Here is a 25,250-nt window from a genome sequence, read left to right on the forward strand (position 1 = left end):
GAGGTCCTAGGAGATCATCGCCGAGATCTGCTCGGCCAGGCCCTTCAGCTCCTGCATGTCGGCCATGCCCTCGGCATGGCGGCCCAGCGGAACGCCCTCCCAGCGCGGGATGATGTGGAAGTGCAAATGGTAGACGGTCTGGCCGGAGACGGCGCCGTTGAACTGGCTGATCATGATGCCGTCGGGGTTCAGGGCCGCCCGCACCGCCTTCGCCACCCGCTGCACGCCCAGCAACAGCGGTCCCACGACCTCGGGCGCCTCCTCCAGGAAGTTGCGCGCCGTCGAGTGCTTGGGGATCACCAGGGTGTGGCCCTTGGCCTGCGGGAAGACGTCCATGAACGCCAGGACGTGCTCGTCCTCGTACACCCGCACGGCCGGCATCTCGCCCCGCAGGATCTTGGCGAAGATGTTGCCCGCGTCGTAGGTCCCGTCCAAGCTCATGTCGCACTCCCTGGGCCGCGGCGGCGCGGCCGTGACTCTCAGGGCATCGTAGCATCCCCCTCCCCTTTGCCGAGCGCCCAGGCTGCTGCTTTTGGGACACGGCGTGACGGCGAATTGGGCTCCGTCCGCCCCGCCCTGCGCTTATCGCCAAGCTTCGCCGGACCGTCTTCGGATCATCGCCGATCTGCAACATGCCCGCCCTAGGGAGCGGCCTCTGTTCAAGGAGTCCTCCCCCATGTCGCACCGCCGCCTGCTTCTGCTCACCACCTGCGCCGCCCTGGCCATCGCCGCCGGCGCCCACGCCGACGAGGCGGCCGACACCCAGCTGGAGGAGCTGATCGTCACGGCTCAGAAGCGCGAGCAGAAGCTGATCGACGTGCCGATCGCGGTGACCGCCTACGGCGGCGGCTTCCTCGACGACATCGGGATCCAGGAGTTCGAGGAGCTGTCGCTCTACGTTCCGGGCTTCGAGGTGCAGAACCAGTCGCCGAACAACCCGGGCTTCGTCATGCGCGGCATCACCTCCGACTCGGGCGAGGCCACGAACGAGCCGCGGGTCTCGGTCTTCCAGGACGGCGTCTCCATCTCCAAGTCGCGCGGCTCGTACATCGAACTGTTCGACCTGCAGCGGGTCGAGGTGGCCAAGGGGCCGCAGTCGACGCTCTACGGCCGCGGCGCGCTCATCGGCGCGGTCAACATCGTGCAGAACAAGGCCGACGTCTCGGCCCGCTCGGCGAACGTCAAGGTCGAGGGCGGCAACGACAGCTACCTGATGGCCGAAGGCGCCGTGAACCTGCCGGTCAGCGACACCTTCGCCATCCGTTTCGCGGGCCGGATCAAGTCGCGCGACGGCTACGTGAAGAACCTGCTGGGCGGCGAGGACTTCAACTCCACCGACACCGCCGCCGGCCGGGTGGCCCTGCGCTGGAAGCCCAGCGACCGCCTGACCGCCGACCTGATCCTCAACTACCAGGAGGACGATCCCAGCGGCACGTCCTTCAAGTCGCTGACCTTCGCGCCCACCGACCCGACCACCGGCGCCGTCATCGGCGACTTGGGCCGCAACTCGGGCGCCGCCCTCACCACCGCCCCCGGCTTCGAGGGCGACCAGCCCCTGGGCCTCGAGCGCAAGGTCTGGGGCGCCACCGCGCTGGTGGACTACAAGCTCAACGAGAGCTTCAGCCTGTCGTCGATCTCGGCCTATCGCGAGTTCGACGGGACCGAGGTCTTCGACCCTGACGGCTTCGGGCTGCCGATGCTGGTGTTCGCCGAGGACGCCCAGGGCGAGCAGCTCAGCCAGGAGCTGCGGCTGAACTACACGTCGGGCGAGCGCCTCACCGGCTTCGTCGGCGTCAGCTACTTCCACGAGGAAGGCAGCCAGCGGGTGCCGCTGCAGATCAACGAGAAGATCTTCGCCCTGGTGTCGGGCCGCGTGCTGCCCCGGCCCAACGGCCTGCCGCTGGCGACGATCAACGCCCTGGCGCCCGCGGCGCTGAAGTCGGTGCACAAGGAGACCTTCACCAACTTCGGCGAGACCGACTCGTACGACGTCTACGGCGATGTCAGCTTCAAGCTGCTGGACAACGTCGAGCTCGCCGCAGGCGTCCGCTACACGTATGACGACAAGCGCAGCGGCTACAGCGCCACCCTCGACAATGGCGGATCGGTGCTGGGCGGCAGCACCGCTGCGCTCGCCCGTGGCCTGATCGTCCAGCCTACTGTCGGCGGGCGGCCCCAGTATCAGGCCCTCGACGACTCCGGCGTCACCTATCGCCTCGTCGCCCGCTGGGCGGTCACGGATGGGCTCAGCCTGTACGCCTCGCACGCCCGCGGCCGCCGGCCCAAGGTGCTGGCCACCGCCTCCCCCACCGCACCCAACGGCCCGGTTCGCTTCACCGAACTGCCGGCCGAGGTGGTCGATTCCTACGAGGCCGGCGCCAAGGCCGCCCTCCTCGACAACACCCTGTCGCTGGAAGGCGCCGTCTACGCCTACGACTACCAGAACTTCCAGACTTCGATCCGCAACGACGCGGGACAGATCGTTCCCATCAACGCGGGCGAGGCCAGCGCCAAGGGTTTCGAGGCCCAGCTCAACTACCGGCCGACGGCCCAGGCCTCGGTCTTCGCCACCTACGCCTACAACCACGCCCGGTTCGGCAACGGCCTCTTCAAGGACAACCGCTTCCGTCTTTCGCCCGACCACTCGTTCTCGGTCGGCGCCAAGCTCTCGGCCGAGGTTCTGCAGGGCACGCTGACCTTCACGCCCACTTACACCTGGCAGTCGCGCGTGTTCTTCGACTCCAACAACGACCAGCCGCGCTTCCAGGCTCAGGACGCCATCGTCGACGAGACCCAGGGCGCCTACGGCCTAATGAATCTGCGCTTGGCCTATGCGCCGACCGAAGGGCCTTGGAAGGTCGAGGCCTTCGTCATCAACGCCCTCGACAAGAAGTACATCAAGGACGCGGGCAACACCGGCGACGCCTTCGGGATCGCCACCTTCATCGCCGGCGAGCCGCGATACTACGGCCTTGGGGTGTCGTACCGCTTCTGATCGTCAGAGCGCGGGCTTGCCGCAGCGCCGGCCCGCGTTCACCCTCGTCTGACAATCGGGGGACCCATGGAATCCGGCAGCGACACGACCAAGCCGTCCAGCATGACGGCCCGCCAGGAGAAGTGGTTCGCCTCGATCCTGGAGAGCCTGGAGCGCGAGACCGGCAAGACCCTGGACCAGTGGGTCGCGATCGCGAAGACCTGCCCCGAGACCAAGCCGGCCAAGCGTAAGGCCTGGTTCAAGGAGGTCCACGGTATCGGCACGAACCGCGCCAGCGTGATCCTGGGCAAGGCCTTCCCCGAGACCGCCCACTGGGCCGAACCTGACAACCTGCGCGACACGCTCTGGGCTGACGCCGGCGCCCGAGCCGTGCTGGAGGCGGTCGAGGCGGCCGTGGCCGAGCTGCCGGGCCTGGTGTCAGCCCAGCGCAAGGGCTTCACCGCGTTCTCCCGCGAGTTCCAGTTCGCCTCGGCCCGGCCCGTGAAGGGCGGGACTGTGCGCCTGGGCCTGGCTGTCGAGCCCACAGCCGATCCGCGCCTGCAGCCGCCGAAGAACGAGGGATGGAGCGAGCGACTGAAGGCCGTGCTCGCGCTGGCCGCCGCCGCCGAGGTCGACGCGAGCGTAGGGGCGCTTCTCCGACAGGCCTGGGAGCGCAGCTGAGCGCTACTCGCCCTCCCTGAACGGCGAGAAGCCCTCCTCCAGCCACTCCATCTCCTGCTCCACGGCCGCGCGTTCCTGATCCAGGAAGCGCATGACGGCCGCACGAAGCGCGGGGTCGGCGATGTAATGGGCGGAGTAGACCGGCCTGGGCAGGTAGCCGCGGGCGATCTTGTGCTGGCCCTGGGCGCCCGCCTCGACGCGCGGCAGGCCGCGTTCGATGGCCCACTCGATGGCCTGATAGTAGCAGAGTTCGAAGTGGAGGAACGGCACGTCCTCGGTGCAGCCCCAGTGGCGGCCGTAGAGACAGTCGCCGCCGATCAGGTTCAGGGCGCCCGCGATCCAGCGCCCGTTCCTGCGCGCCATCACCAGCAGCACGCGGTCGGCCATCCGCTCGCCCAGCATCGAGAAGAACGCCCGGGTCAGGTACGGCCGCCCCCACTTGCGCGAGCCGGTGTCCATGTAGAACCGGAAGAAGGCGTCCCAGTGATCCTCGGTGAGGTCGGCGCCGGTCAGGCAGACGATCTCGGCGGCGGCCTGGGCCTCGCGGCGCTCGCGCCGGATGGTCTTGCGGCGGCCCGACGAGAGCGCGCCCAGGAACGCCTCGAAGTCGGCGTAGCCACGGTTCTCCCAGTGGTACTGCTGCCCCTCACGGCGTCCCAGTCCCTGCCCGCCTGTCCAGGCCCACTCGGCCTGCGTCAGGAAGTTCAGGTTGAGGCCCGAGGCGCCGTAGCGCTCGCACAACGACAGCCCGCCGCCCAGCAGGTAGCCCCACGCCTCCTCCTGATCGACGTCGGGGCGACACAGCAGCCGCGCGCCCGTGGCCGGGGTGAACGGCGCCGCCGACAGCAGCTTCGGATAGTACTGCCCCCCGGCCCGCTCATAGGCGTCGGCCCAGGCGTGGTCGAAGATGTATTCGCCCTGGCTATGGCTCTTCAGATAGAGCGGCATCACTGCCGCCACTTGGCCCTCATCGTCCTCGACCGACAGGTGCTGGGGGCCCCATCCGGTGCGCTCGACGGCGCAGTTGGCCTCTTCCAGGGCGTTCAGGAAGTCGAAGCGGATGAAGGGATTGCCGTCGTAGGCGGAGTTGTCGGCACAGGCGTCCCACGCGTCGCGGCCGATCTCGGCGATACGGCGGGACACCTTCACCGCCGGCGTCAGCTTCATGTCCGCGGGCCCGCGTCCGGGACGAAGCCTTCGAAGATCAGGTTGTCGCAGCCGTCCTTGATCGCGTCCCACTGCGCAGGATCGCGCACGGTCCAGGCCACCACCGGCATCCCCTGCGCCCGGTACTTCGCGGCCCGCGCGCTCGGCAGCATGTCGAGGCCCAGCGCCAGGAAGTGCGGCCGCGCCACCGCCACATGCTCCAGCTGGGCAAAGCTGCGCCGCTGGTCTTCCGCCATGTGCGGGGCCTTGTCGTACGAATAGCTGTCCAGGCCGCGCAGCACGCCGGGATAGCGATCGGCGAACCAGGCATGGCTGTAGGGATTGAAGCCGATGACGCAGAGCGGGCCGTTGTGATCGGCGATCACCTCATGCGTCCGCTGCTCCAGGGGCCCCACCTCGCCGTAGAGCGTCTTCAGCTCGACATGCACCATGGCCCGATGGCCGATCAGCGCCAGGGTCTCGAGCAGGGTCGGGATCTTCTCGTCGCTGCCGGCCAGCCGCAGGTCGGCCAGATCGGCGGCGCTGTAGTCGCGGACCCGGCCGTCGACCCCGGTCATTCGCTTCAGATTGTCGTCGTGGAAGACCACGGCCTCGCCGTCGGCCGACAGCTGAACGTCGAGCTCGATGCCATAGCCGGCGGCGCAGGCGGCCTGGAAGGCGCCCAGAGAGTTCTCGGGCGGGCCGTCAGGGCTCCAGAGCCCCCGATGCGCGATCGGCGGGTGGAAGAGGAGGTCCCAGGACTCGCCGAAGCCCCCCTTCTCCACGGCGGCCTTCACCGGACCTGCACCACGGCGTCGACCTCGACCGCAAAGTTCATCGGCAGCCGATAGACCCCTACGGCGGACCGGGCGTGGCGGCCGGCGTCGCCGAGGACCTCGACCATCAGGTCGGAGCAGCCGTTGACCACCTTGGGAATGTCGAAGAAGGCCGGGCCGGCCTGGACGAAGCCGCCCAGCTTGACCACCCGCACCACCCGCTCGAGGTCGCCCTCGCAGGCTGCCTTCATCTGGGCCAGCAGGTTGATCGCGCAGATGCGGGCGGCCTTCACCGCGGTGTCGAAGTCGACGTCCTCGCCGACGACGCCGCGGATCCCGCCCGAGGCGTCGACCGACACCTGGCCCGAGATGTGGACGATCTCGCCCGCCCGAACGAAGGGCACGTAGTTGGCGACAGGAGCATTGGGCTTGGGCAGCTCGATACCGAGCGCGGCCAGACGGGCTTCGACTTGGGACATGCCCGAACCTCTAGCGCCCGGCGTCTCGCAGGAAAAGGGGCCGCTCCCCGCGGATCGGCCCCAAACACGAAGGGCCGGCTCTCGGAAGAGCCGGCCCGACATGTCTACTCATGAAAAGGCCCGCCGGACGGGGGAGACCGCAGGGCCTGATCGGGTACTCAACTGTGAGCCCGGCGCGGCCGGGCTCGAACCTTCAGATACGCAGAAGGGTTTAGCGGACGGCCTGGAACTTCTCGACGGTCGCGGTGACGCGCTCGTTGATCGGCTTCATCGATTCCTTCACCGAGGCGGACACCGTGTCCGACATCTTGGCGAATTCGGCCATGTAGGTTTCCAGAGCCGACTTGGCGAAGCTGGTTTGCAGCTCGACCACTTCCTGGACGCTCTTGGCGCCGGCCAGCGACTTGGCGGCGGTCACCTGGGTGTCGAACACGGCCTTCGAGAAGGCCATCGCCTGGGCGCCCAGGGCTTCAGCGCCCTTGGCCGAGGCGGTCGCCGAGGCGACGATCGCTTCCAGGTTCTTCTTGGAGTGGGTGTTCATCTCGTTCATCGCGGCCAGCGACTTCTCGACGCCTTCCTTAAAGGCGACGTTGGAGGCGGCGGTGAATTGCTCGACGGTGTTCTTCGCGGCTTCGGCGGCGGCCATGGGCGGCTCCTGTTCGGACGGGCGGAAAGGCGTGTTGGGGCGACATGCCCCGGATGACAGACGCCTTCTCACATGTTGCACTGCAACAGTCAAACGCTTTTTGTGCACTGCACAATGCCATTTCGCGCAAGCTTTGCCTTGGCGAGGCGGTCAGCGCCCGCTCATGCGGCGCCGCGACAATTGCGCCCGTTCAAACCTTGTTTACTCTCCTGCAAGGGTAACGAGGGCATGGTACCGACTCTCGGGCGGCGCAGTGGCCGTCTCAACGCGTTGATTCGACGGACGAAGCATGATCCAGCACGCCCGCCGCCTGTTCCTTTCGCTCGGTCTGGCCACGGCCATGGCCCTGGGTTCGGCGTCCGCGCCGGCGATGGCGCAGGTTCCGTACCTCTCCCTCATCCCGCAGAACTCTTCGAAGTACGCGGCGATCGTCGTCGACGCGAAGACGGGCGAGGTCCTCTACGGCAAGCGCGCCGATGCGCCCCGGTATCCCGCGTCGATCACCAAGGTGATGACGCTCTATCTGGCGTTCGAGGCGCTGGCCGCCGGCAAGATCGAGCTGGACGATCCGGTGGTCTTCTCGCCCCGCGCCGCGGCCCAGTCTCCGACCAAGCTTGGCGTCCGCGCCGGTGATTCGATCACCGTGATGCAGGCGATGCAGGGCATGGTGACCCGTTCGGCCAACGACGCCTCGGTCGCGATGGCCGAGAAGCTGGGCGGCACCGAGCAGCGGTTCGCGACGCTGATGACGCTGCGGGCCCACGAGCTGGGCATGACCAACACCAACTTCACGAACGCCAACGGCCTGCCCGACAGCCGCAACATCTCGTCGGCCCGCGACCTGGCGATCCTTTCGCGCGCCGTGATGCGCGACTATCCGCAGTACTATCGCCTGTTCTCGACCAAGAGCTTCAACTTCCGCGGTCAGACCATCGGCAACCACAACCACATGCTCTCGGAAGTGTCGGGCGTCGATGGTCTGAAGACCGGCTTCACCAACGCCTCGGGCTTCAACATCGCCATCTCGGGCGTGCGCGACAATCGCCGCCTGATCGTGGTGGTGCTGGGCGGCCCCAACCGCATCACCCGTGACCGCGTGGCCGAAAGCCTGCTCAACACCGGCTTCGAAGTTCTGGATCGCCGCGCCCGCGGCGAGCAGATCACGGTCGCTCAGAACTTCTTCGAACCGCCGCAGCTGGCCCAGGCGACCCAGCCGTCGCTGCAGCAGGGCGACACCAACACGGGCCTGTCGATCCAGCTGGCGTCATCGCCGCCTCCGAGCCGCGCGTCGAAGATCCAGATCGTCGAGCCCAGCACGGTTCCGAAGCTGAACGGCAAGGCCAAGGCGACGGCCGGCGGCCGCTGGACCATCCAGGTCGGCGCCTTCAAGAATCGCTCGGATGCGCGCGAGCAACTGTCGCTGGTCGAGAAGAAGTTCGGCAAGCACGTGGATGACGCCAAGGCCGTCGCTGAGAAGGACAACGGCCGCTACACGGCTCGCTTCTCCGGCATGAACGAGGCCGATGCCAAGAACGCCTGCAAGGCCATCAAGGCGAAGAAGCAGCCCTGCGTGGTGATGTCGCCCGGTCGAGGCTGAACCGCTCGCACATCGATTTCGAAGGCCCCGGCTCATCCCGGGGCCTTTTCATTTCAGCAGCCGGTCGCGGGCCGCGTTGAGCTGCGCGGCGAGACCGGCTGTGCCGCCCTTGTCCGGATGCACCGCGCGCATCAGGCGCGTGTAGGCGGCCTGGATGTCTTCGCGGGTGGCGTCGGCGTCGACGCCCAGGATGCGGCGAGCCTCGTCGGCGCTCATCTTCCCGGTCGGCGTCGGCGGTCGGCCGACCGCGGCGGTCTTGCGGGTGGAGGCGGCCAGCCACAGGCCGACGACGCTGAGGACGATCATGATCCCCCAGCTGCTACGCACGCCGGCGTAGGCGGCGGCCGTGAAAGCGACAAGGGCCATCGCGCCCGTCAACACCCGCCACTCGCGGAGCTTCAGCAGGGGCGTCTTGCCGCCGGTCGCCCACATATAGAGCGCCAACAGGGCGCCGCCGACCAGCAAATAGACCATGCGGCTATTCCGCCGCGATCCGCTCCTGGTCGTCCAGCCCGTTGAAGCCCAGTGCCACCATCAGCGCCCGCAGTTCCTGCCGCGCGGCCACGTGCTGCAGGCCCATGGCCACCGGCCGGATGGTCGTCGACAGGTCGGCCACCGTCAGGCCGAACGGAAACAGCTCGCGGTAGATGACCCGGTCGCGCAGGCCGGGACCGACGCGGAACCCCACCTTCTTCGACAGCGCCTCGACGCGTTCGTCCAGGCGGCGGCGGTTGCGGGCCTCGGTAGGGGCCAGGCGGTTGCGCAGCACCACCCAGTCGATCTGCTTGCGCTCGCGCGTCGCGCGCTCCTTGCGGCAACCCCAGACCGTCTCGGCGTAGAGGCTGTGTCGCTTCAGATCCAGGGTCACGGGATCGACGACACCCAGCATGTCGAAGTCGACGAAGCTGTCGTTCATCGGGGTGACGATCAGGTCGGCTTTCACATGGGCGGCCCGGCTGATCGCCGTGTCGGCGCCAGGGGTGTCGATCAGCACGAAGTCGGCGCTCTCCGACACTTCGGCGAAGGCCTCCTCGAACCGCGCCAGCTGCTCGGCGTCGGACGACTTGGCCAGGGCGTCCCCGGCGCTGCTGACCGCGTGCTGGATCGGCATCGGCGCGTCGGCCCCGTTCGCGGCCAGCCAGGCGGCGCGGTTTGCGAAAAAGTGACCCAGGGTCTGCTGGCGCAGGTCGAGGTCCAGGACGGCGACTTTGGCGCCGCCGTGCAGAAGAGCGGTGGCGATGTGAATGGCCAGGGTGGACTTGCCTGCCCCGCCCTTTTCGTTGCCGACCACGATGACACTGGCCTGGCCCATGACTTCAGCTCCCCGTCGGCCGCAGATCGGCGCCGACTCATATCGGACCTAGCTGACCTCGGGTGATAGTCTCGCGTCAACGCGACCTTCTGCGCGCCCTGTGGATGGACTTGCTCGCTGCGCCGCAGCATAAGCCGCCCGATGACCACCCCCCTGCCCGTCGTCCGCACCGTCGCCAACCTCCGCGCCCAGGTCAGGACGTGGCGCCAGGCCGGCCTCAGAGTGGGCTTCGTCCCCACCATGGGCGCCCTGCACGAGGGCCACCTGTCGCTGGTGCGGCTCGCGCGCACGAAGGCCGACCGCGTGGTGGCCAGCATCTTCGTCAATCCGACCCAGTTCGCCCCACACGAGGATTTCGAGGCCTATCCCCGCGACGAGGCCGGCGACATGACGCAGCTGGCTTCGGCGGGTTGCGACCTGCTGTTTTCCCCCACCGTTGACGAGATGTACCCTGCGGGCGCCGCGACCACCGTCACCGTCGAGGGCGTCACCGCCTCGATGGACGGGATAGCCCGGCCGACGCATTTCGCCGGCGTGGCCACCGTGGTGACCAAGCTGCTCAACCAGTGCGCCCCCGACGTGGCGGTGTTCGGCCAGAAGGATTTCCAGCAGCTGCAGGTGATCCGCCGGCTGGTGAAGGACCTGGATATTCCGGTGGAGGTCGTCGGCGCGCCCACGGCCCGCGCCGAGGACGGACTGGCCCTCTCCTCGCGCAACGCCTACCTGAGCGTCGACGAGCGCAAAGTGGCTGTTCGCCTGAACGAGATCCTCCGCGACGCCGTGGACCGCGTCCGCCGGGGCGAACCCGTCGAGGCCACCGAGGCCCACGCCGTCGCAGATCTTCAGGCCGCCGGCTTCGCAAAGGTGGACTACGTGGAGACGCGCACCCCCGACGATCTCTCCCGCCTGGGCCCCGGACCGACCGCCGGCCCCTTCCGCATCCTGGCCGCGGCCCACATCGGCCGCACGCGCCTCATCGACAACATGGGCGACTAGGGCGGCGGCGCTACCAGGCTCCAACTTCGCGCAGCTGGCGGGCCAGATCTTCCGGGATCTCCCCGAAGGCCGTCTCGTCCAGGTCGGCGGGAGCGTCCTTGGGCTCGAGGTATCGCCAGCCTTGGAAGGCGCGGCGCGGAGTCGGCGCTACGCGTACGATGGTGTCGTCCAGGGTGATCTCGCAGCGGGCGGCGGCGCCCTCCGCCACGGTGGTCACCGCCAGGATGCGCTGGCGGCACAGGATCACGCCTTTGAAAACGCGATAGATCGAACCCCCGTCCACCATCTCAGGCCCCCGCTTGGGCGTCATGCGGGTGCGCAGGATCCAGGGCTCGCCGGGCCGCGCGTGCGCCGATCGCCAGGCCAACAGGTCGTCGATGGTGTCCGCGCCGACGACGAGCTTGATCATGTGCAGGGCCATGGCCCCGGATTAGGACGCGGCGGCGACCTTGGAAAGGCTCACTCGGCCCACGCGGCCTTGCGCCGCTCCAGGAAGGCGCGGACGCCCTCCTGGCCTTCGTCGCCAACCCGCGCAGCGGCGATGCGGTGGGCGGTGAGTTCCATGAGGTCGCGGTCGATCACCCGGCCGGCGACTTCGGCCACCAGCTTCTTGGACGCCTCCACGGCGCCAGGCGCAGCGGCGATCATCTCGTGAGCGATCCTGCGGGCCGCAGCGTGAAGCGCCGCGGCGTCGGCCACCACTTCCGAGATCAGGCCGCACCGCTCGGCGAAGTGGGCGTCGAAGATTCGGGCGGTGGCGAACAGGGCGCGTGCTTGCCGGGGCCCGAGCGCCTCGATGACATAGGGGCTTATGGTGGCCGCGACCAGGCCCAGCTTGACCTCGGAGAAGCTGAACTTGGCGTCGGCGGTGGCGACCGCGAGATCGCAGGCCGCCGCCAGCCCGCCGCCGCCGCCGTAGGCCCCGCCCTCGACTAGCGCCACCGTGAGCGCTGGCAGGTCGTGCAGCGCCTTCAGCATCTTGGCCAGTTCCATGGCGTCGGCCCGGTTCTCAGACTCGGTGCGGTCGATGGCGGCGCGCATCCAGTCCAGGTCGGCGCCGGCCGAGAACGTTCCGCCCGCGCCACGGATGAAGATGACCCGGACGCCCTCCGCGCCGGCCAGGGTGTCGAACGCCTCCCGCAGGGCCGAGATTAGGTCGTCGTTGAACGCGTTCCTCCGCTGCGGCCGATTCATCGTGACGGTGACCGCGCCCGCCTGGGTCGCGCTGATGTGGACCAGTTCGGTCGTGGCGCTCACGTCCGGGAATTCCACCATCGGATGGGCGATCTCGTTGGTCATGAAGTCTCCTCGTCGCGAGCTACAGGAGCGCAGCCATAGCCCTCGCAGTTCCGGGGCGCTACCTTGGGTCCGTGGCGAGCTTGCCGGACATCGCGGTCGATTCGGCCCTCGCGCGGCTGTTCCATCAGCCGCGTGCGCGGGATGCGACCGTGTGGTTCTCGCTGCCGGGCGGCTCGAAGCTGTTCGGCCAGGGCGACGCCTCGGACATGCTCTATGTCGTGCGCACCGGTCGCCTGGGCGCGTTCCGCCGCGACGACGGACAGGAAACGCATTTCCTGGGCATCATCCGCCCCGGAGAGCCGGCCGGCGAGATGGCGCTGATCGCGGGCATCCCTCACTCGGCCGACGTGTACGCGCTGCGAGATTCCGAGATTTTCGCGGTCCCCAAGAACGCCTTCTTCGAAGCCTGCGACGAGGACGCCTCGGTGATGACCGAGCTGGCGCGTCTGATGATCCTGCGCAGCCGCCAGACCGCGCGCCGGGGCCCGGTGGGCGAACCCTCGGTGTTCGGGTTCATCCCTGTGGGCCGTCCCGGTCCTGTTCGGCCCCTGGTCGAACGGCTGGAGCGCGAGATCGCCGCCCTGGGCTATCAGGTGACCACCGTCGGCGCCGAGGCCGACTCCGCGCCCACCGAATGGTTCTCCGAGGTCGAGCGGGTGCACGACTTCGTCCTCTACGTGGCCGAGCGCGACGAGCCTGACTGGGCCGCCTTCGTCCCCCGCCAGGTGGATCGGCTGTTCCGGGTGGGCCGCGGCGACCGCTCGGCCGAGAGCGACGGCTGTCCGCCCGGCGCCGCCACGCTGCAGGAACAGGGTCTCGTCGATCTGGTCCTCCTTCAATCGCCCGAGGCCGTCCGGCCCGTCGGCACTGAAGCCTGGCTCGACGCCACCCACGCTGCGCGGGTCTTCCACGTCCGCCGGGGACACACGCCGGACCACCAGCGGCTGGCGCGGGTGCTGACCGGACAATCGGTCGGGCTGGTCCTGTCGGGCGGCGGCGCGCGCGCCTATGCCCACGTCGGCGCAATCAATGCGCTACGCGAACGGTGCGTCCCGATCGACTTCGTCGGCGGCTCGTCCATGGGGGCCATCGTCGGCGCGGGCCTGGCCATGGGCTGGGGTCAGGATGAGATGGACCGCCGCCTGCACGAGGCCTTTGTCGACTCCAGCCCGCTCGACGACATGGCGCTGCCCCTGTTGGCCATGACGCATGGCGTGAAGGTGACCGAGCGCCTGAACGCCCATTTCGGCGACACCCAGATCGCCGACCTGTGGCTGCCCTTCTTCTGCCTGTCGTCCAATCTGACCACCGGCGCGTACCAGCTGCATCGCCGCGGCTCGCTGACCCATTCGCTGCGGGCCTCGATCGCCCTCCCCGGCGTGATGCCGCCCGCAACCGACGGCCAGAATGTGCTGGTGGACGGCGCGGTGATGAAGAACTTCCCCGCCGACATCATGCGCGCCGGGCAACTGGGGCCCATCGTCGGCGTCGACGTCACCACCGCTCGCAGCATCACCGCCAAGGACGTGGCGCGGCCATCCTCGGTGTGGCGCTGGATCCGATCCGGCCAATGGCGGATGGGCCCGCCGATCGTCTCGCTGCTGATGCGCACGGCCACGGTTTCGACGGGCCGCGACCTCGCCGCAGCCCGCGAGGCCACCGACGTCCTGATCCAGCCCGACGTGTCCGGCATCGAAATCCGCAACTGGGAGGCCTATGACGCCGCCGTCGAGGCTGGCTACAGGGCCACGATCGCCGTGCTCGACAAGCTGCAGAGGCCGGTGACCGAGGTGCGCCGGCGCCCCAGTCTGCGCGAACAGGCAGCGGCTGGCGCCGTGATGTCGCCCTTCATGGCATCGACCCACGCTGCGGCGGAATGAGGCCCTTTGCGCCGGCCGAAACGCACGCCATATTTCTCGGCGTGTACTCAACCATTGAAAGGAGGTGATCCAGTGTCTCATAGCTCTAACCGCCAAGCGGTGACCGTGACCTGGACCTCCGTGAACGGGGTCTGCGCCTAGCCAAGGCTGGCAAGGTCGCGAACCGCTGAAGCGGTCCGACTATGGAAGGGCCGTCCCAGCAATGGGGCGGCCCTTTGCTATCCGGCAAGGGCCTCAGGCCGCGTCGAAGGCCTCGAGCGGGGTCGAGTCGGCCGCCTGGAGCAGCACCTTCAGCAGCGCCGTGACAAACTGGTCGGCCTTGAAGGGCTTGGAGATGAAGTCGTCCATGCCGGCGGCCCGACATTCCTCTTCGTCGCTCTTCATGGCGTTGGCGGTCATGGCGACGATCGGGATGCGCGAGACCGGCCCCGACAGCGCGCGGATACGCCGCGTGGCCTCCAGCCCGTCCATCAACGGCATCTGAACGTCCATCAGCACCAGGTCGTAGCCGCCGCGCAGGACGGCCTCGACGGCCTCCTCGCCGTTCCGCACGCGTTCGACGTCCAGGCCCACCTGGCGGACGATCTCGGCGGCCAGCATGGCGTTGACGTCGTTGTCCTCGGCCAGCAGCACGCGCGCATGCGGCGACGGTTCGCCGGGCTGTTGGGCGGCCGCGCTCTCGATCTCGGGCGCCACGCCAGGCTCCAGCTCGACCTCGAACCAGAACACCGCGCCCCCGCCCCGTCTGTCGGAGACGCCGATGCGCCCCCCCATCAGTTCGATCAGCTGGCGCGAGATCGAAAGGCCCAGGCCCGTGCCGCCGAAGCGGCGCGTGGTCGAGCTGTCAGCCTGTTGGAAGTTGCGGAACAGCTTGGTCTTCTGGGCGTCGTCGACCCCGATGCCGGTGTCTCGCACCTCGGCCCGCACCCGGGTGCGGCCCATGGCGCCGCGCAGTGTGCTGACGTCCAGGGACACGTGGCCCTTCTCGGTGAACTTGAGCCCGTTCGAGAGCAGGTTCAGCAGCACCTGGCGCAAGCGCTGCGGGTCGCCCTTGAACGGCTTGCGCGCGCCCGGTGCGATGTTGCACGTCATCTCCAGGCCCTTCTCGGTCGCCAGAGGCGACAGCAGCAGGACCGCTTCCTCGGCCAGGGCCTGGAAGCTGAAGTCGATGGCCTCGATCTCGACCTTCCCGGCCTCCAGCTTCGAGATATCCAGGATGTCGTTGATGATCGCCAGCAGCGCGTCGGCCGAGCTGCGGACCGTGTCGGCATAGCGGCGCTGCTGGGGCGTGAGCTCGGTGCGCAGAAGCAGCTCGTTCATGCCCATGATGCCGTTCATGGGGGTGCGGATCTCATGGCTCATATTGGCCAGGAACTGGCTCTTCGCCCGGTTGGCGGCCTCGGCCTCGTCGCGGGCGCGGAACAGTTGCTGTTCAGCGGCCTCCGAGGCGGCCAGAGCCTGGCGCAGCTCGCGCATCACCTTGTTGGCCTGGAGCCTGTCGTTCACCGCCCCGCCGATCAGACGTTGCGTGGCGAAGATGATCAGGAGGCAGGCGAAGGCGTAGAACAGCAGGGTCAGAACGACGCCCAGCGCCGACAGGCCCAGGAGGGACGGTGCGTAGGCGATCACCACGCCGGCCGGCGCCGGCAACGCCGTGGCGATCCACACGCGCTTGGACATCCACCCCACGGCGCCGGCGGTGACGGCCAGCGTCGCAGCCGTCATCGCCATGAAGGCGTGCGCGCCAGGAGTGTCGAGCACCGCCACCGCGTAGATCGGCCCGATCATCCAGGCGGCCGAACGCACCACGGACAGCACCGCAAGCGAATTCAGGCCGCGGCCCTCGGGCGTCGTTTCGGCCTTGGGCAGCCACGCCATGAGGAGCGACTGTTGAACCAATTGCACGGCGAACGAGCCGACGCCCCAGACCACCGCAAACAGGGGCAGGCCCAGGGCCGCGACGGCGCCGCAGGCCAACAGGTGGAAAACTGCCGAGATGGGCCAGGGCTGCAGAAGGCCGACGAGCGTCGTCCGGAACGCCGTGGGATCCTCCCCCTCGGCGCCGGGCAACTTGATGTCGTCGGCCCGCGGGGCCATGGCGTCCTGTAGAGGTCGCATTCCACCAGCCATGCCACGAAAGCCGTAAAGGAATGGCGAGAGGGGGCCGCTTCCGCTGGGGCTGAATGTCGCATACCCGGCACAGCGGCCGGACGCTCATCCATTACCTCCGAGGTCATGGACGCGCGGCGGGCGGTGGCTAGGATTGTCCCATGAACGCCCCCCAGAGACACGTCGGCGAGCACATTCGCGACTGGCGCACCCGCCGACGCATGAGCCAGATGGATCTGGCCTTGGAGGCCGAGATCTCGACGCGGCACCTGTCGTTTCTTGAGACCGGCCGCGCGCAGCCCAGCCGCGAGATGGTGCTGCTCCTGTCGGACCAGCTGGAGATTCCCTTGCGCGAGCGCAACGTGATCCTCGTGGCCGCCGGCTATGCGCCCGTCTTTCCCGAGCGCAACCTGGACGCCCCCGAGCTTGCCTCGGCGCGCCGGGCCGTCGATCTGATCCTGAAGGCTCACGAGCCCTACCCGGCCCTCGTGGTCGACCTGCGCTGGAACCTCGTGGCGGCGAACGCGGCCGCCCTACCCCTGCTGGACGGCGTGGCCCCTGAACTTCTGACACCACCGCTGAACGTGATCCGCGCGTCACTGCATCCCCGTGGCCTGGCGCCCCGGATCGCCAACCTGGGCGAATGGCACTCCCACATCCTGGAGCGGCTGCGCCGACAGGCCGACCTCACGGCCGATCCCGGCCTGCTGTCGCTGGTCGACGAGATCAAGACCTATCCCAAGCCTCCCGCGCCCGACCGGCGGCCCGAGGATCTGGGGAACGTGGCGATCCCGTTCCAGCTGATGATGGGGGACACGTTGCTGTCGATGATCGGCACGACGACGGTGTTCGGCACCCCCGTCGACATCACGCTGTCGGAACTGACCCTGGAGACGTTCTTCCCGGCCGACACCCAGACCGCCGACATCCTGCGAGCAGCGCACGAGGCGCGGCAGGCGGCTGCGGCGGCCTAGAGGGCGACGCAGGCCGGCGGCGGCAGCAGGACCACGGAGTCCTGCTTGAACCTGGCCCGATAGGCGGTTCGGACCTGCTCGACCTTTGCCACCGGATCACCCTTTTCCGGCAGCACGATCATCACCACCTTGGCGGCCTCCCGGATCATCCGGTTCTCGTCGCCGCGCCACTGGCCGCCGCCGTCCACCACGGTCACACCATCGGGGAATCGCGGGGTGACCTCGGCGTCGACGAACTTGCGGATATCGTTGTCGGAGACTTTGGCCGGCGGCTTGGCGCCCAGGAACAGCTGCGCGGTCCGGAGCTCGGATTGGCCGACCGGACACGCAGGCTTGGGCTGCGTCGCACAGCCCGCAAGGGCCAGCGTCAGGATCGCGGCGGCCAGCACCTTCATCTGAGCATGCGTCGACATCACGACGCGGAGTACCATGCGTCGCCCTGCCGAGCGAGGAGACGCGCGATTGGCCGCAGGCGCCCGATCAGTCCCGCTCGGCCTCGCGGCCGAGACGCTGGAGCAGGCGGAAGACCGCCACAACCACGAAACCCACGCCCGCCAGACCCGCGGGCCAGGCCACCATGATCGGCGTCACGAACCCGCCGGTCGGCGCCGCGCGCGCATTCAGGCCCCAAAAGATTCCGAAGCCGAAGAAGGCGAGACCCAGCAGCGCCAGCAACAGGTCCCAGACGACCGAGATCTCCTTCGGCTGCGGCGCCGGACGCCGGCGGGCCGGGATGAACTCGTAGGGGGCGACCTCGACGTTGACCTGCGGCGCGTCTCGGTCTGCCGCCCGGAAGACCGAGCCGCGGGGCGCCACCGGGATGTCGAGCTCGGAATCGGCGGGCGCGAACCCAGCCGCGGGCTCGGATGTCGCCTCCGGCTCGACCTCTGGCTCGGCGACGTCGGCCTGTGGAGCAACGTCGGCCAGCGGGTCGCCGAGGTACGGTAGGTCGGCGGACGTCTCGTCGCCGGCGGCCCCCTCGAAGGCCGCGGTCTCGGCGACCAACGCCTCCTCCTCGATCACAGGCCCCTCCAACGGCCCGGCCAGGACGTCGGCAGGCGGCTCAGCCTCCGGTTCAGGCTCGACGCCCGGGTCGGCGAAGATGGTCTCCAGGCGAGCACTGATGGCCTCGGCGGCGGCGGTGACCGCCGGCAGCGGGTCTTCGTGCGCAGGCTCGAGAGCCGGCTCGGCGACAAGCGGCGCCTCGTCCTCGACGATGTCCTCTCGGCGCGCGGTGACCCGGTCACCCTCCAGCGAGGTTTCCACCTCTACGGGGCGGCGAAGCGGCACGAGATCCAGGGCGTCCAGATCGATAACCGGCCGCAACAGCGGCGACGGCGCCGGCGTCCAGTTGCCGTCGTCCGGCGACAGGAACATCGCTTTTTCCGACGCGCGTCGGCGGACCAGCGCGTCCAGCACGATCCGCTCGCCCTCGAAGTCGGTCTTGCGCCACAGCTCCATGGCGCAAGCGGCCTGCACGTGCGCGCCCGCGTTCAGACGCTTCAGCACCTGGCTGCGGCGGAAGTTGTCGAGGCCCACGTTGAACGCGAAGCTGCACAGGGCGTCGAACTGGTTCTGGCTGAGCGGCGCGTACACGCTCTCGTTGACCGCGTGCTGGACGGCGATCAGGTCATAGACGAGCAGCGCCTCGGCGTCGGGCTCGGAGACTTCGGCGCCTTCGCGGGCGGTCAGCGTATGCCCATAGCCGATCGTCCAGCGGCCATCGGGCAGCTGGGCGGCGTTTCGGCGGTAGCCCTCGAACCGTTTGATCAGTTCGATGGCCGCCCGGGAGACGCGATGACGCGAGAGCATGGCTCCCAATTGTCCCAATTCGGCACAGGCGGCGAGCGCCCGGGGACGTCCAGCGCAAGCCCGACGCCATTTACAACAGGATTAGCGCGGCAAGCCCCAGGAAGGCGAAGAAACCTGTGAAGTCCGTCACGAAAGTCACGAATACGGATGAAGAAACCGCCGGATCGCGCCCCATGCGCTCCAGCGCCAGAGGGATCACGGCTCCGGCCAGCGCGGCCATGAAGAAGTTGATGATCATCGCCGCCCCGAACGCGAGCGACAGCCGCGCATCGTGGAAGACGCCGAAGATCACGCCGCCGGTGATGATGGCCAGAACCACCCCATTGATCAGGCCGACCGCCATCTCGCGGGTCACCGTCCGCACGGCGTTGAACGCCGACAGCTCACGGCTGGCCAGGGCGCGCACGGCGACGGTCAGCGTCTGAGTTCCCGCATTGCCGCCCAGCGACGCAACCACCGGCATCAGGGCGGCCAGGATCGCCAGCTTGGCGATCTGGCCTTCGAAGGCCCCGATCACGCTGGCCGAAAGCGCGGCGGTCAGCGTGTTGACCAGAAGCCAAGGGAGGCGCGAACGGACGATGCCGATGACGCCCGCGTCACGGCCGGCGTCCGACACACCGGCCAGGGCCAGGATGTCCTCTTCGCTCTCTTCCTGAACGACGCCCACGATGTCATCGACGGTGATTTGGCCCACCAGGCGGCCGGCCACGTCTACGACGGGCGCCGAGATCAGGTGGTACTTGTCGAAGATGTAGGCGACCTCTTCCTGGTCGAGGTCGACGGTGATCTCGGTCACCGGCTCCATGATCTGGGCCAGCGGCGTCTGGCGCCCAACCCGCAACAGGCCGCTGACCGGCACGGCGCCCACCGGCTTGAACGTCGGATCGACCACATAGATGTCGAAGAACAGCTCGGGCAGCTCGTCCGGATCCTTGCGGAAGTGGTCGATGGCCTGCCCGACGGTCCAGAACTGCGGCGCGGCCACCACCTCGCGCTGCATCAGGCGGCCGGCGGTCTCCTCGCCATAGCTCAGGGTGGTCTCGATGGCCGCCCGTTCCAGCTCGGGCATGGCGGCCATGACTTCGGCGCGCTTGTCGTCCTCCAGGTCGTCCACGACGTCGGCGGCGTCGTCCGACTCCATCTCGCCGATGGCCTTGGCCAGCGTGGCGGACGGGACGTGCTCCAGAACGTCCTCGCGGATCTCCGTGTCCAGCTCCGAAAGGATCTCGGCGAGAGTCTCCGGATCGAGGTGCGGGATCAGCTCTTCGCGGTCGTCCGCCGATAGGAAGCCCATCAGATCGGCGATGTCGGCAGGATGCAGCGCGGCCAGCAGCTCGCGCAGCCGCTCGGCGTCGCCGCGATCCAGCGCGTCGGCGACGTCGGAGACGAACTCGGGGTTCAGCGCGTAATCGTCGTCGAGGGCGAGGTCTTCCAGGTCTTCTTCAGCGTCCACGACGTCAGTGAGGTCGTCCGTTTCGCGACTCATGCGGACCTCCCTGAAGCTTATGTGTGGACGGCTTTGCTGGTTTCCCGGGCGATCAGCGAGCACCGATCGCCGACGACCTTCACTTGAGTCTAGACCCTTCGTCGCGCTGAGAGTGGCCCGATCCTGGACGACAAGGCGTCTAGGATCGCAGGCCCGTTTTCACTGGTGCGGTCGAGAAGACTCGAACTTCCACGGGTTGCCCCACAGCGACCTCAACGCTGCGCGTCTACCAATTCCGCCACGACCGCTCGTGGTGAGGCGCGGCAGGTAGCAAACACCGGCCGCATACTCAAGTGCGCGTTCAGCGCCGTCGTCAGACGCTGCCGGCCATGTAGTCGTAGACGTTGGCCTCGCGGGTCACCTGAATGGCGATCCGCTCGTCATTGATCTGGATTTCGCCGCGGGCCACGGGATGGTTGTTGGCCAGGATCCAGACTTCTTCGTTCACGGTCGTGTCCAGCGGGATGACGGCGCCGCGGCCCATCCGCAGCAGTTGCGCCATGGGCAGCGTGGCGCGACCGAGCACCACCTGGATTTCAACATTGACCGCCTTGACCTGGCTCACGAAGAAAACCTCGAACGCTCTGGGCTTTGCGTGACGCAGGCCCGAGCCCCACATTGGTCGCAACATGCTTGATCGGTCGTTAAGTTCCGCGCCCGCCGCGCCATTCGGCCGAAGTGACGCAGCCCCGGCCGGATGGGCTGTGTCGCAGGCCCCCGTGGCCTATCCCGAGGCGGTCGCCGCCATGGAGGCCCGCGCTGCGGCCATCGCCGACGGGACGGCCGGCGAGCTGGTCTGGCTGCTGGAGCATCCGCCGCTCTACACCGCCGGCGTCTCGGCCAAGGTCGCGGACCTTATCGAACCCGACCGCTTCCCGGTCTTCGCCAGCGGCCGCGGCGGCCAGTACACCTATCACGGCCCCGGCCAGCGGGTGGCGTACGTCATGCTCGACCTCACGAAGCGTAGCCGCGACGTGCGCGCGTTCGTGGCGGCCCTGGAGGCCTGGGTGATCGGCGCGCTGGATGTGTTCAACGTCACCGGCGAGATCCGCGATGGCCGGGTGGGCGTCTGGGTCGAGCGCCGCAGTCCCGGCGTCGCGCCACGTGAAGACAAGATCGCCGCCATCGGGGTGAAGCTGCGCCGCTGGGTGTCGTTCCACGGCGTCTCGCTGAACATCGAGCCCGATCTCTCGCATTTCGGCGGCATCGTGCCCTGCGGCGTCACCCAGCATGGCGTCACCAGCCTTGTCGACCTGGGTCTGCCGGTGACGATGGACGAGGCCGACGCGGCCTTGAAGTCGAGCTTTCAAGGCGTTTTCGGGCCAGTGACGGACGTCGCGGCCCCGGTCGGCTAGGTCGCCCGAAGCCGAAACTGCAACCCCCGCGTTCTGGAGAACACCGGATTCGCGGTGCTACCCATGAGTCATGGACGCGGACGTGCCGGACGATGCCGACGTCGCCACGGTGCTCGCGGCGATCGATCTCCTGTTCGATATGGCGTTGATGGCCCGGCGCGACCTCGACGCCATCGACAACCTGATCCGCCTGGGGGTCTCGCAGGCGAACGTTCGCCAGATCGTGGCGCACCCGGAACGACAGCTGCGCTACGCCTTTGCGGAGACGAACCCGCCCGACGGCGCCCGCCTCCCCATCAGCATCGCCGCCCTGAGCCGGGTCCTGAACCTGCCGTTTGAGACGGTCAGGCGTCGCACGGTCCGCCTCTGCGAACTGGGACTTCTGACGGCGACCTCCGACGGATTGGTCGTGCCGGGGACCATGCTGGACACGCCAGGACACTTCGAGGCGTTGAAGAGCGTGCATCGCGCGATGACGCGCACGTTCGAGCGCCTGGAGCAGGCCGGGTTCTTCATGCCTGGCGATCTGTCGGCGCCCGCCGAGACTCCGGCTGAACCGCCGCTGCGAGCGATCGGCCGCCTGGCGGGCGAATTCTATCTGCGGATGCTCGCGCCGCTGCATGCCTGGACGGGAGACCCGATCGACGCCGTGCTGCTGCTTTGCCTGCTGCGGCGTCGCCAGGGTGAGGCGGAGATGGTCGAGGCCGAGGCGAGCATTCGCCTGGGCAGTCCGGCGCAGATCGCGCGAGAGCTGGGCTACTCATCCGAAACAGTCCGCCGACGCCTCCAGCGTATGGCCGACACAGGCCTATGTCGGAGGGACGCCGAGGGCTTTGTCGCGCCGCTGGACACCATACGCGTCCACCTGCAACGGCGGCTGGCCGAGCCCAGCGAGCTGAACCTGCGACGGCTCTATCGACGGCTCTCCGAACTGGGGGTGGTCAAGCCAGGGGCCGGGTTCAGCCTGCCCTCCCCCGCCGGTCGGCCTCTCGCGAGTTAACGCACGACGATCGCGCCGGCGTACTGGATCACGCACATCGCGCCGTAGCGGGCGTGCCCGCCGCATCCGACGCCGGCGACCGAATAGTTGCTCCCGAAGATGTCGCGCCGGTGGCCCCGGTTGGCCACGCCGGCGTCCACGATCAGCTGGCGCGCCACATCCTCGGCCGACATCTGGCCGTACGAGATGCCCTCGGCTGACAGTCCGGCATGGAAGCCCACCCGTTGCAGGCGCTGAGGAAAGGTGTCGCCGGCCGGGCCGCGATGGCCAACCTCCCCCGTTGCGCCCTGAGCATCGGCGAGGCCGCGGGCGGAGGTTCCGAGCCGATCATCCCAGCGCAGCGACGGCAGGGACGGCTGCTGCATCAGGAAGTCCACGGCCTCGGCCACGGCGCCCGGCTCCGCGCCAGCCCAGGTGGCGTACTCGGTGTCGGCCTGGCGCAGGATCTGGGCGAAGGCCTGGGGCTTGGTGCGGGCGTAGTTGATGACCGCCAGGACCTCTTCCTCGAAGCTCTCGGCGGCCTGGGCCGGCGGCGACGCCAGGACAAACCCAAGCGCGGCAGCCGCGATGGCCAACTGACGGAAATGCATATCGACCACCCTGACGCCCTCGCGTCAAAGGTTCGCCGCGAAGCGCCACGAGGGCGTTAAGCGGAATGGATAATTGCGCTGTGCCGTGGGCCGGCCCGCGGCTCAGGCGAACTCGACCAGAACCTCGTCGGCCGCGACGCTGTCGCCCGCCTTGACGCTGACGGCCTTCACCGTGCCGTCGCGCTCGGCCCGCAGGATGTTCTGCATCTTCATGGCCTCGAGCACCGCCACGACCTCGCCGGTGCGAACGGCCTGCCCGGCGGCCACGTCGATGGAGACCACCAGGCCCGGCATCGGCGACAACACCATCTTGGACGTGTCGGCGGCCTTCTTGGGCGGCAGTTTCTGATGCAACTCGGCCGAGCGGGGCGTCAGCACCAGTACGTGTAGCGTCGTGGCGCGGTGGCGGATGATGAAGCCTTCGGCCGCCGGCTTCACCACGCAGGTAAAGTCCTGGCCGTTGAGGGCGCCGCGGAACTGTGCCTGACCCGGGCGCCAGCCGACGCGCGTCAGCTTGACGTCAGGCCCCCCGTTCTGGACCAGCAGGCCGTCGGGGGTCAGCATCGCCTTCACGTGCCGCTTGTGCACGCCGGCCACCACTGTCCAGTCCTCCCGCGGCTGCTCGCCGGGCCGCAGGCGCAGAGCCAGCAGCGACTGCATGTAGATGGCCACGGCCTCCATCAGGTCGCGCTGCCCGTCCGTTGGCGGCAGGCCCTGGAAGCCGTCAGGGAACTCATCCTTGATGTAGTTGGTCGAGAGCTTGCCCGACCGGAACCGCTTCTGGTCCATCACCGCGGCGAGGAACGGGATGTTCTGGCCCAGGCCCTCGATGTGGAAGTCTTCCAGCGCGCGGCCCATGGCGTCGATCGCGGCGTCGCGCGTCTTTCCCCAGGTCGACAGCTTCGAGATCATCGGATCGTAGAACATCGAGATCTCGTCGCCCTCCCGCACGCCCGCGTCGTTGCGGACGAAGCCGTAGGGCGTGTCGCCTTCCGGCGGCGGCGAGTAGCGCACCAGCCGGCCGATCGAGGGCAGAAAGCCGCGGTACGGATCCTCGGCGTAGATCCGGCTCTCCATGGCCCAGCCGTTGATCTTCAGGTCTTTCTGGGCGAACGGAAGCTTCTCGCCATAGGCCGAGCGGATCATCTGCTCGACCAGGTCGACGCCGGTGATCATCTCGGTGACCGGATGCTCCACCTGCAGACGGGTGTTCATTTCCAGGAAGAAGAAGCTCTTGTCCTGGCCGGCCACGAATTCGACGGTGCCGGCGCTGTCGTACTGGACCGCCTTGGCTAGCGCGACCGCCTGGTCGCCCATGGCCTTGCGGGTCTTCTCGTCGAGAAGCGGGCTGGGCGCCTCTTCGATGACCTTCTGGTTCCGACGCTGGATCGAGCACTCGCGCTCGAACAGGTGGACCACGTTGCCGTGCTTGTCGCCCAGCACCTGGATTTCGATGTGCCGCGGACTTTCGATGAACTTCTCGATGAAGATGCGGTCGTCGCCGAAGCTGGCCTTGGCCTCGGCGCGGACGGCGGGGAAGCCCTCCTCCACGTCCTTGCGGTTCCAGGCCACGCGGATGCCTTTGCCGCCGCCGCCGGCTGAAGCCTTGATCATCACCGGATAGCCGATCTCTTCCGAGATCTTCACGGCATGCGCGGTGTCGTCGATCTCGCCGACGTGACCGGGCACCACCGAGACGTTGGCCTTGGCGGCGAACTTCTTGGACTCGATCTTGTCGCCCATCGCCTCGATGGCGTGGGGATTGGGGCCGATGAAGACGATGCCTTCGGCGGCCAGGCGCCGCGCGAAACTGGCGTTCTCACTCAGGAAGCCGAAGCCCGGATGCACCGCCTCGGCTCGGGTCTGCCGCACGGCGTCCACGATCTTGTCCTGAACGAGATAGCTCTCGGACGCCGGCGCGCCACCGATGAACACGGCCTCGTCGGCCATCTCCACGGCCATCGAGTCGGCGTCGGCCTCGGAGTAGACCACCACCGTCTTGATGCCCATGCGGCGGCAGGTCTTGATGATCCGGACGGCGATTTCGCCCCGGTTGGCGATCAGGATCTTCGAGAACATTCCAGCCCTTAAGCGACAGTCCCAACAGGCGGCCCGGTGCGAGCCCGACGATGCGCGCC

At 68.4% G+C, this 25,250-nt stretch carries 24 protein-coding genes and 1 tRNA gene; 8 read left to right on the top strand and 17 right to left on the bottom strand.

What is annotated here, in order from left to right; translation table 11 throughout:
- Positions 1 to 6: 6 nt before the first annotated feature.
- Positions 7 to 441 (bottom strand): HIT family protein, encoded by a 435-nt coding sequence (locus ACQ66R_RS03085; protein WP_430419142.1) that lies wholly within the window; start codon positions 439 to 441, stop codon positions 7 to 9.
- A gap of 235 nt (positions 442 to 676) precedes the next feature.
- On the opposite strand from ACQ66R_RS03085, the gene ACQ66R_RS03090 reads away from it, so the two are divergent.
- Together ACQ66R_RS03090 and ACQ66R_RS03095 are read left to right on the top strand one after the other, a co-directional pair.
- The gene (locus tag ACQ66R_RS03090) at positions 677 to 2,995 is read left to right on the top strand and encodes a TonB-dependent receptor (RefSeq protein ID WP_430419144.1); all 2,319 of its coding nucleotides are present in this window, start codon (positions 677 to 679) and stop codon (positions 2,993 to 2,995) included.
- Between the two features lie 66 nt (positions 2,996 to 3,061).
- Positions 3,062 to 3,655 carry a DUF4287 domain-containing protein gene (locus ACQ66R_RS03095; protein WP_430419146.1) on the top strand — a complete coding sequence of 198 codons (594 nt, stop codon included), beginning with the start codon at positions 3,062 to 3,064 and terminating at the stop codon, positions 3,653 to 3,655.
- A 3-nt stretch (positions 3,656 to 3,658) separates the two neighbouring features.
- Here ACQ66R_RS03095 and ACQ66R_RS03100 read toward each other — a convergent pair whose 3' ends face one another.
- The 4 genes from ACQ66R_RS03100 to ACQ66R_RS03115 all read right to left on the bottom strand — a co-directional run bounded on the left by ACQ66R_RS03100 (position 3,659) and on the right by ACQ66R_RS03115 (position 6,702).
- Complete coding sequence (locus ACQ66R_RS03100; protein WP_430419148.1) at positions 3,659 to 4,822, bottom strand: GNAT family N-acetyltransferase; 1,164 nt, start codon at positions 4,820 to 4,822, stop codon at positions 3,659 to 3,661.
- Positions 4,819 to 5,598 (bottom strand): glycerophosphodiester phosphodiesterase, encoded by a 780-nt coding sequence (locus ACQ66R_RS03105; protein ID WP_430419150.1) that lies wholly within the window; start codon positions 5,596 to 5,598, stop codon positions 4,819 to 4,821. Before ACQ66R_RS03105 ends, ACQ66R_RS03100 begins: the two co-directional genes overlap by 4 nt.
- Complete coding sequence (locus ACQ66R_RS03110) at positions 5,595 to 6,056, bottom strand: RidA family protein (protein ID WP_430419152.1); 462 nt, start codon at positions 6,054 to 6,056, stop codon at positions 5,595 to 5,597. The genes ACQ66R_RS03105 and ACQ66R_RS03110 overlap by 4 nt, the downstream gene beginning before the upstream one ends.
- A gap of 211 nt (positions 6,057 to 6,267) precedes the next feature.
- The gene (locus ACQ66R_RS03115) at positions 6,268 to 6,702 is read right to left on the bottom strand and encodes a phasin family protein (RefSeq protein WP_430419154.1); all 435 of its coding nucleotides are present in this window, start codon (positions 6,700 to 6,702) and stop codon (positions 6,268 to 6,270) included.
- A 289-nt stretch (positions 6,703 to 6,991) separates the two neighbouring features.
- Here ACQ66R_RS03115 and ACQ66R_RS03120 point away from each other — a divergent pair, with 289 nt between their 5' ends.
- Complete coding sequence (locus ACQ66R_RS03120) at positions 6,992 to 8,299, top strand: D-alanyl-D-alanine carboxypeptidase (RefSeq protein ID WP_430419156.1); 1,308 nt, start codon at positions 6,992 to 6,994, stop codon at positions 8,297 to 8,299.
- Between the two features lie 48 nt (positions 8,300 to 8,347).
- Here ACQ66R_RS03120 and ACQ66R_RS03125 read toward each other — a convergent pair whose 3' ends face one another.
- Together ACQ66R_RS03125 and ACQ66R_RS03130 are read right to left on the bottom strand one after the other, a co-directional pair.
- Positions 8,348 to 8,773: a DnaJ domain-containing protein gene (locus ACQ66R_RS03125; protein ID WP_430419158.1), complete on the bottom strand. Its 426-nt coding sequence runs from the start codon at positions 8,771 to 8,773 to the stop codon at positions 8,348 to 8,350.
- A 4-nt stretch (positions 8,774 to 8,777) separates the two neighbouring features.
- Positions 8,778 to 9,611 (bottom strand): division plane positioning ATPase MipZ, encoded by an 834-nt coding sequence (locus tag ACQ66R_RS03130; protein ID WP_430419160.1) that lies wholly within the window; start codon positions 9,609 to 9,611, stop codon positions 8,778 to 8,780.
- A 141-nt stretch (positions 9,612 to 9,752) separates the two neighbouring features.
- On the opposite strand from ACQ66R_RS03130, the gene panC reads away from it, so the two are divergent.
- On the top strand, positions 9,753 to 10,607 hold the full coding sequence (panC, locus tag ACQ66R_RS03135) for a pantoate--beta-alanine ligase (protein WP_430419162.1): 855 nt from the start codon (positions 9,753 to 9,755) through the stop codon (positions 10,605 to 10,607).
- Between the two features lie 10 nt (positions 10,608 to 10,617).
- On the opposite strand, the gene ACQ66R_RS03140 is transcribed toward panC, so the two are convergent.
- Positions 10,618 to 11,028, bottom strand: a complete 411-nt coding sequence (locus tag ACQ66R_RS03140; RefSeq protein ID WP_430419164.1) for a DUF1489 family protein — start codon at positions 11,026 to 11,028, stop codon at positions 10,618 to 10,620.
- Between the two features lie 38 nt (positions 11,029 to 11,066).
- Complete coding sequence (locus ACQ66R_RS03145) at positions 11,067 to 11,906, bottom strand: enoyl-CoA hydratase-related protein (RefSeq protein WP_430419166.1); 840 nt, start codon at positions 11,904 to 11,906, stop codon at positions 11,067 to 11,069.
- 71 nt (positions 11,907 to 11,977) lie between these two features.
- On the opposite strand from ACQ66R_RS03145, the gene ACQ66R_RS03150 reads away from it, so the two are divergent.
- Complete coding sequence (locus ACQ66R_RS03150) at positions 11,978 to 13,786, top strand: patatin-like phospholipase family protein (protein ID WP_430419168.1); 1,809 nt, start codon at positions 11,978 to 11,980, stop codon at positions 13,784 to 13,786.
- Positions 13,787 to 14,020: 234 nt separating this feature from the next.
- On the opposite strand, the gene ACQ66R_RS03155 is transcribed toward ACQ66R_RS03150, so the two are convergent.
- Positions 14,021 to 15,904: an ATP-binding protein gene (locus tag ACQ66R_RS03155; RefSeq protein WP_430419170.1), complete on the bottom strand. Its 1,884-nt coding sequence runs from the start codon at positions 15,902 to 15,904 to the stop codon at positions 14,021 to 14,023.
- A 152-nt stretch (positions 15,905 to 16,056) separates the two neighbouring features.
- Between ACQ66R_RS03155 and ACQ66R_RS03160 the strand changes: the two genes are divergently transcribed.
- Positions 16,057 to 16,869, top strand: a complete 813-nt coding sequence (locus ACQ66R_RS03160; RefSeq protein ID WP_430419172.1) for a helix-turn-helix domain-containing protein — start codon at positions 16,057 to 16,059, stop codon at positions 16,867 to 16,869.
- Here ACQ66R_RS03160 and ACQ66R_RS03165 read toward each other — a convergent pair.
- The 5 genes from ACQ66R_RS03165 to ACQ66R_RS03185 all read right to left on the bottom strand — a co-directional run bounded on the left by ACQ66R_RS03165 (position 16,866) and on the right by ACQ66R_RS03185 (position 20,786).
- The gene (locus ACQ66R_RS03165) at positions 16,866 to 17,300 is read right to left on the bottom strand and encodes a DUF3574 domain-containing protein (RefSeq protein WP_430419174.1); all 435 of its coding nucleotides are present in this window, start codon (positions 17,298 to 17,300) and stop codon (positions 16,866 to 16,868) included. The genes ACQ66R_RS03160 and ACQ66R_RS03165 overlap by 4 nt on opposite strands.
- A 49-nt stretch (positions 17,301 to 17,349) precedes the next feature.
- The gene (locus ACQ66R_RS03170; protein ID WP_430419176.1) at positions 17,350 to 18,681 is read right to left on the bottom strand and encodes a glycoside hydrolase family protein; all 1,332 of its coding nucleotides are present in this window, start codon (positions 18,679 to 18,681) and stop codon (positions 17,350 to 17,352) included.
- A gap of 70 nt (positions 18,682 to 18,751) precedes the next feature.
- Positions 18,752 to 20,167, bottom strand: coding sequence for a magnesium transporter (mgtE, locus tag ACQ66R_RS03175; RefSeq protein ID WP_430419178.1), 1,416 nt, complete (start codon positions 20,165 to 20,167; stop codon positions 18,752 to 18,754).
- A gap of 163 nt (positions 20,168 to 20,330) precedes the next feature.
- Positions 20,331 to 20,415 (bottom strand) — tRNA-Leu (locus ACQ66R_RS03180).
- A 65-nt stretch (positions 20,416 to 20,480) separates the two neighbouring features.
- Positions 20,481 to 20,786, bottom strand: coding sequence for a FliM/FliN family flagellar motor switch protein (locus ACQ66R_RS03185; RefSeq protein ID WP_430426194.1), 306 nt, complete (start codon positions 20,784 to 20,786; stop codon positions 20,481 to 20,483).
- Positions 20,787 to 20,796: 10 nt separating this feature from the next.
- Here ACQ66R_RS03185 and lipB point away from each other — a divergent pair, with 10 nt between their 5' ends.
- Positions 20,797 to 21,522, top strand: coding sequence for a lipoyl(octanoyl) transferase LipB (gene lipB, locus ACQ66R_RS03190; protein ID WP_430419180.1), 726 nt, complete (start codon positions 20,797 to 20,799; stop codon positions 21,520 to 21,522).
- An 82-nt stretch (positions 21,523 to 21,604) separates the two neighbouring features.
- Positions 21,605 to 22,522, top strand: a complete 918-nt coding sequence (locus ACQ66R_RS03195) for a hypothetical protein (RefSeq protein WP_430419182.1) — start codon at positions 21,605 to 21,607, stop codon at positions 22,520 to 22,522.
- On the opposite strand, the gene ACQ66R_RS03200 is transcribed toward ACQ66R_RS03195, so the two are convergent.
- Positions 22,519 to 23,112, bottom strand: coding sequence for a CAP domain-containing protein (locus ACQ66R_RS03200; protein ID WP_430419184.1), 594 nt, complete (start codon positions 23,110 to 23,112; stop codon positions 22,519 to 22,521). The two genes, ACQ66R_RS03195 and ACQ66R_RS03200, sit on opposite strands and share 4 nt — an antisense overlap.
- A gap of 102 nt (positions 23,113 to 23,214) precedes the next feature.
- Positions 23,215 to 25,191 carry an acetyl-CoA carboxylase biotin carboxylase subunit gene (locus ACQ66R_RS03205; RefSeq protein WP_430419186.1) on the bottom strand — a complete coding sequence of 659 codons (1,977 nt, stop codon included), beginning with the start codon at positions 25,189 to 25,191 and terminating at the stop codon, positions 23,215 to 23,217.
- Positions 25,192 to 25,250: the final 59 nt, after the last annotated feature.

The organism is Phenylobacterium sp. (assembly GCF_965284355.1).
Taxonomy (GTDB): Bacteria; Pseudomonadota; Alphaproteobacteria; order Caulobacterales; family Caulobacteraceae; genus Phenylobacterium.

Bases quoted from the DNA above. Each gene is read 5' to 3' on its own strand.
- ACQ66R_RS03130 (WP_430419160.1), bottom strand. From the start codon at position 9,611: ATGGGCCAGGCCAGTGTCATCGTGGTCGGCAACGAAAAGGGCGGGGCA.
- ACQ66R_RS03155 (WP_430419170.1), bottom strand. From the start codon at position 15,904: ATGCGACCTCTACAGGACGCCATGGCCCCGCGGGCCGACGACATCAAG.
- ACQ66R_RS03120 (WP_430419156.1), top strand. From the start codon at position 6,992: ATGATCCAGCACGCCCGCCGCCTGTTCCTTTCGCTCGGTCTGGCCACG.
- ACQ66R_RS03200 (WP_430419184.1), bottom strand. From the start codon at position 23,112: ATGCATTTCCGTCAGTTGGCCATCGCGGCTGCCGCGCTTGGGTTTGTC.
- ACQ66R_RS03125 (WP_430419158.1), bottom strand. From the start codon at position 8,773: ATGGTCTATTTGCTGGTCGGCGGCGCCCTGTTGGCGCTCTATATGTGG.
- ACQ66R_RS03160 (WP_430419172.1), top strand. From the start codon at position 16,057: ATGAACGCCCCCCAGAGACACGTCGGCGAGCACATTCGCGACTGGCGC.
- ACQ66R_RS03170 (WP_430419176.1), bottom strand. From the start codon at position 18,681: ATGCTCTCGCGTCATCGCGTCTCCCGGGCGGCCATCGAACTGATCAAA.
- ACQ66R_RS03085 (WP_430419142.1), bottom strand. From the start codon at position 441: ATGAGCTTGGACGGGACCTACGACGCGGGCAACATCTTCGCCAAGATC.
- mgtE (WP_430419178.1), bottom strand. From the start codon at position 20,167: ATGAGTCGCGAAACGGACGACCTCACTGACGTCGTGGACGCTGAAGAA.
- ACQ66R_RS03145 (WP_430419166.1), bottom strand. From the start codon at position 11,906: ATGACCAACGAGATCGCCCATCCGATGGTGGAATTCCCGGACGTGAGC.
- ACQ66R_RS03115 (WP_430419154.1), bottom strand. From the start codon at position 6,702: ATGGCCGCCGCCGAAGCCGCGAAGAACACCGTCGAGCAATTCACCGCC.
- ACQ66R_RS03165 (WP_430419174.1), bottom strand. From the start codon at position 17,300: ATGGTACTCCGCGTCGTGATGTCGACGCATGCTCAGATGAAGGTGCTG.
- ACQ66R_RS03090 (WP_430419144.1), top strand. From the start codon at position 677: ATGTCGCACCGCCGCCTGCTTCTGCTCACCACCTGCGCCGCCCTGGCC.
- ACQ66R_RS03110 (WP_430419152.1), bottom strand. From the start codon at position 6,056: ATGTCCCAAGTCGAAGCCCGTCTGGCCGCGCTCGGTATCGAGCTGCCC.
- ACQ66R_RS03185 (WP_430426194.1), bottom strand. From the start codon at position 20,786: ATGTGGGGCTCGGGCCTGCGTCACGCAAAGCCCAGAGCGTTCGAGGTT.
- lipB (WP_430419180.1), top strand. From the start codon at position 20,797: ATGCTTGATCGGTCGTTAAGTTCCGCGCCCGCCGCGCCATTCGGCCGA.
- panC (WP_430419162.1), top strand. From the start codon at position 9,753: ATGACCACCCCCCTGCCCGTCGTCCGCACCGTCGCCAACCTCCGCGCC.
- ACQ66R_RS03140 (WP_430419164.1), bottom strand. From the start codon at position 11,028: ATGGCCCTGCACATGATCAAGCTCGTCGTCGGCGCGGACACCATCGAC.
- ACQ66R_RS03095 (WP_430419146.1), top strand. From the start codon at position 3,062: ATGGAATCCGGCAGCGACACGACCAAGCCGTCCAGCATGACGGCCCGC.
- ACQ66R_RS03100 (WP_430419148.1), bottom strand. From the start codon at position 4,822: ATGAAGCTGACGCCGGCGGTGAAGGTGTCCCGCCGTATCGCCGAGATC.
- ACQ66R_RS03205 (WP_430419186.1), bottom strand. From the start codon at position 25,191: ATGTTCTCGAAGATCCTGATCGCCAACCGGGGCGAAATCGCCGTCCGG.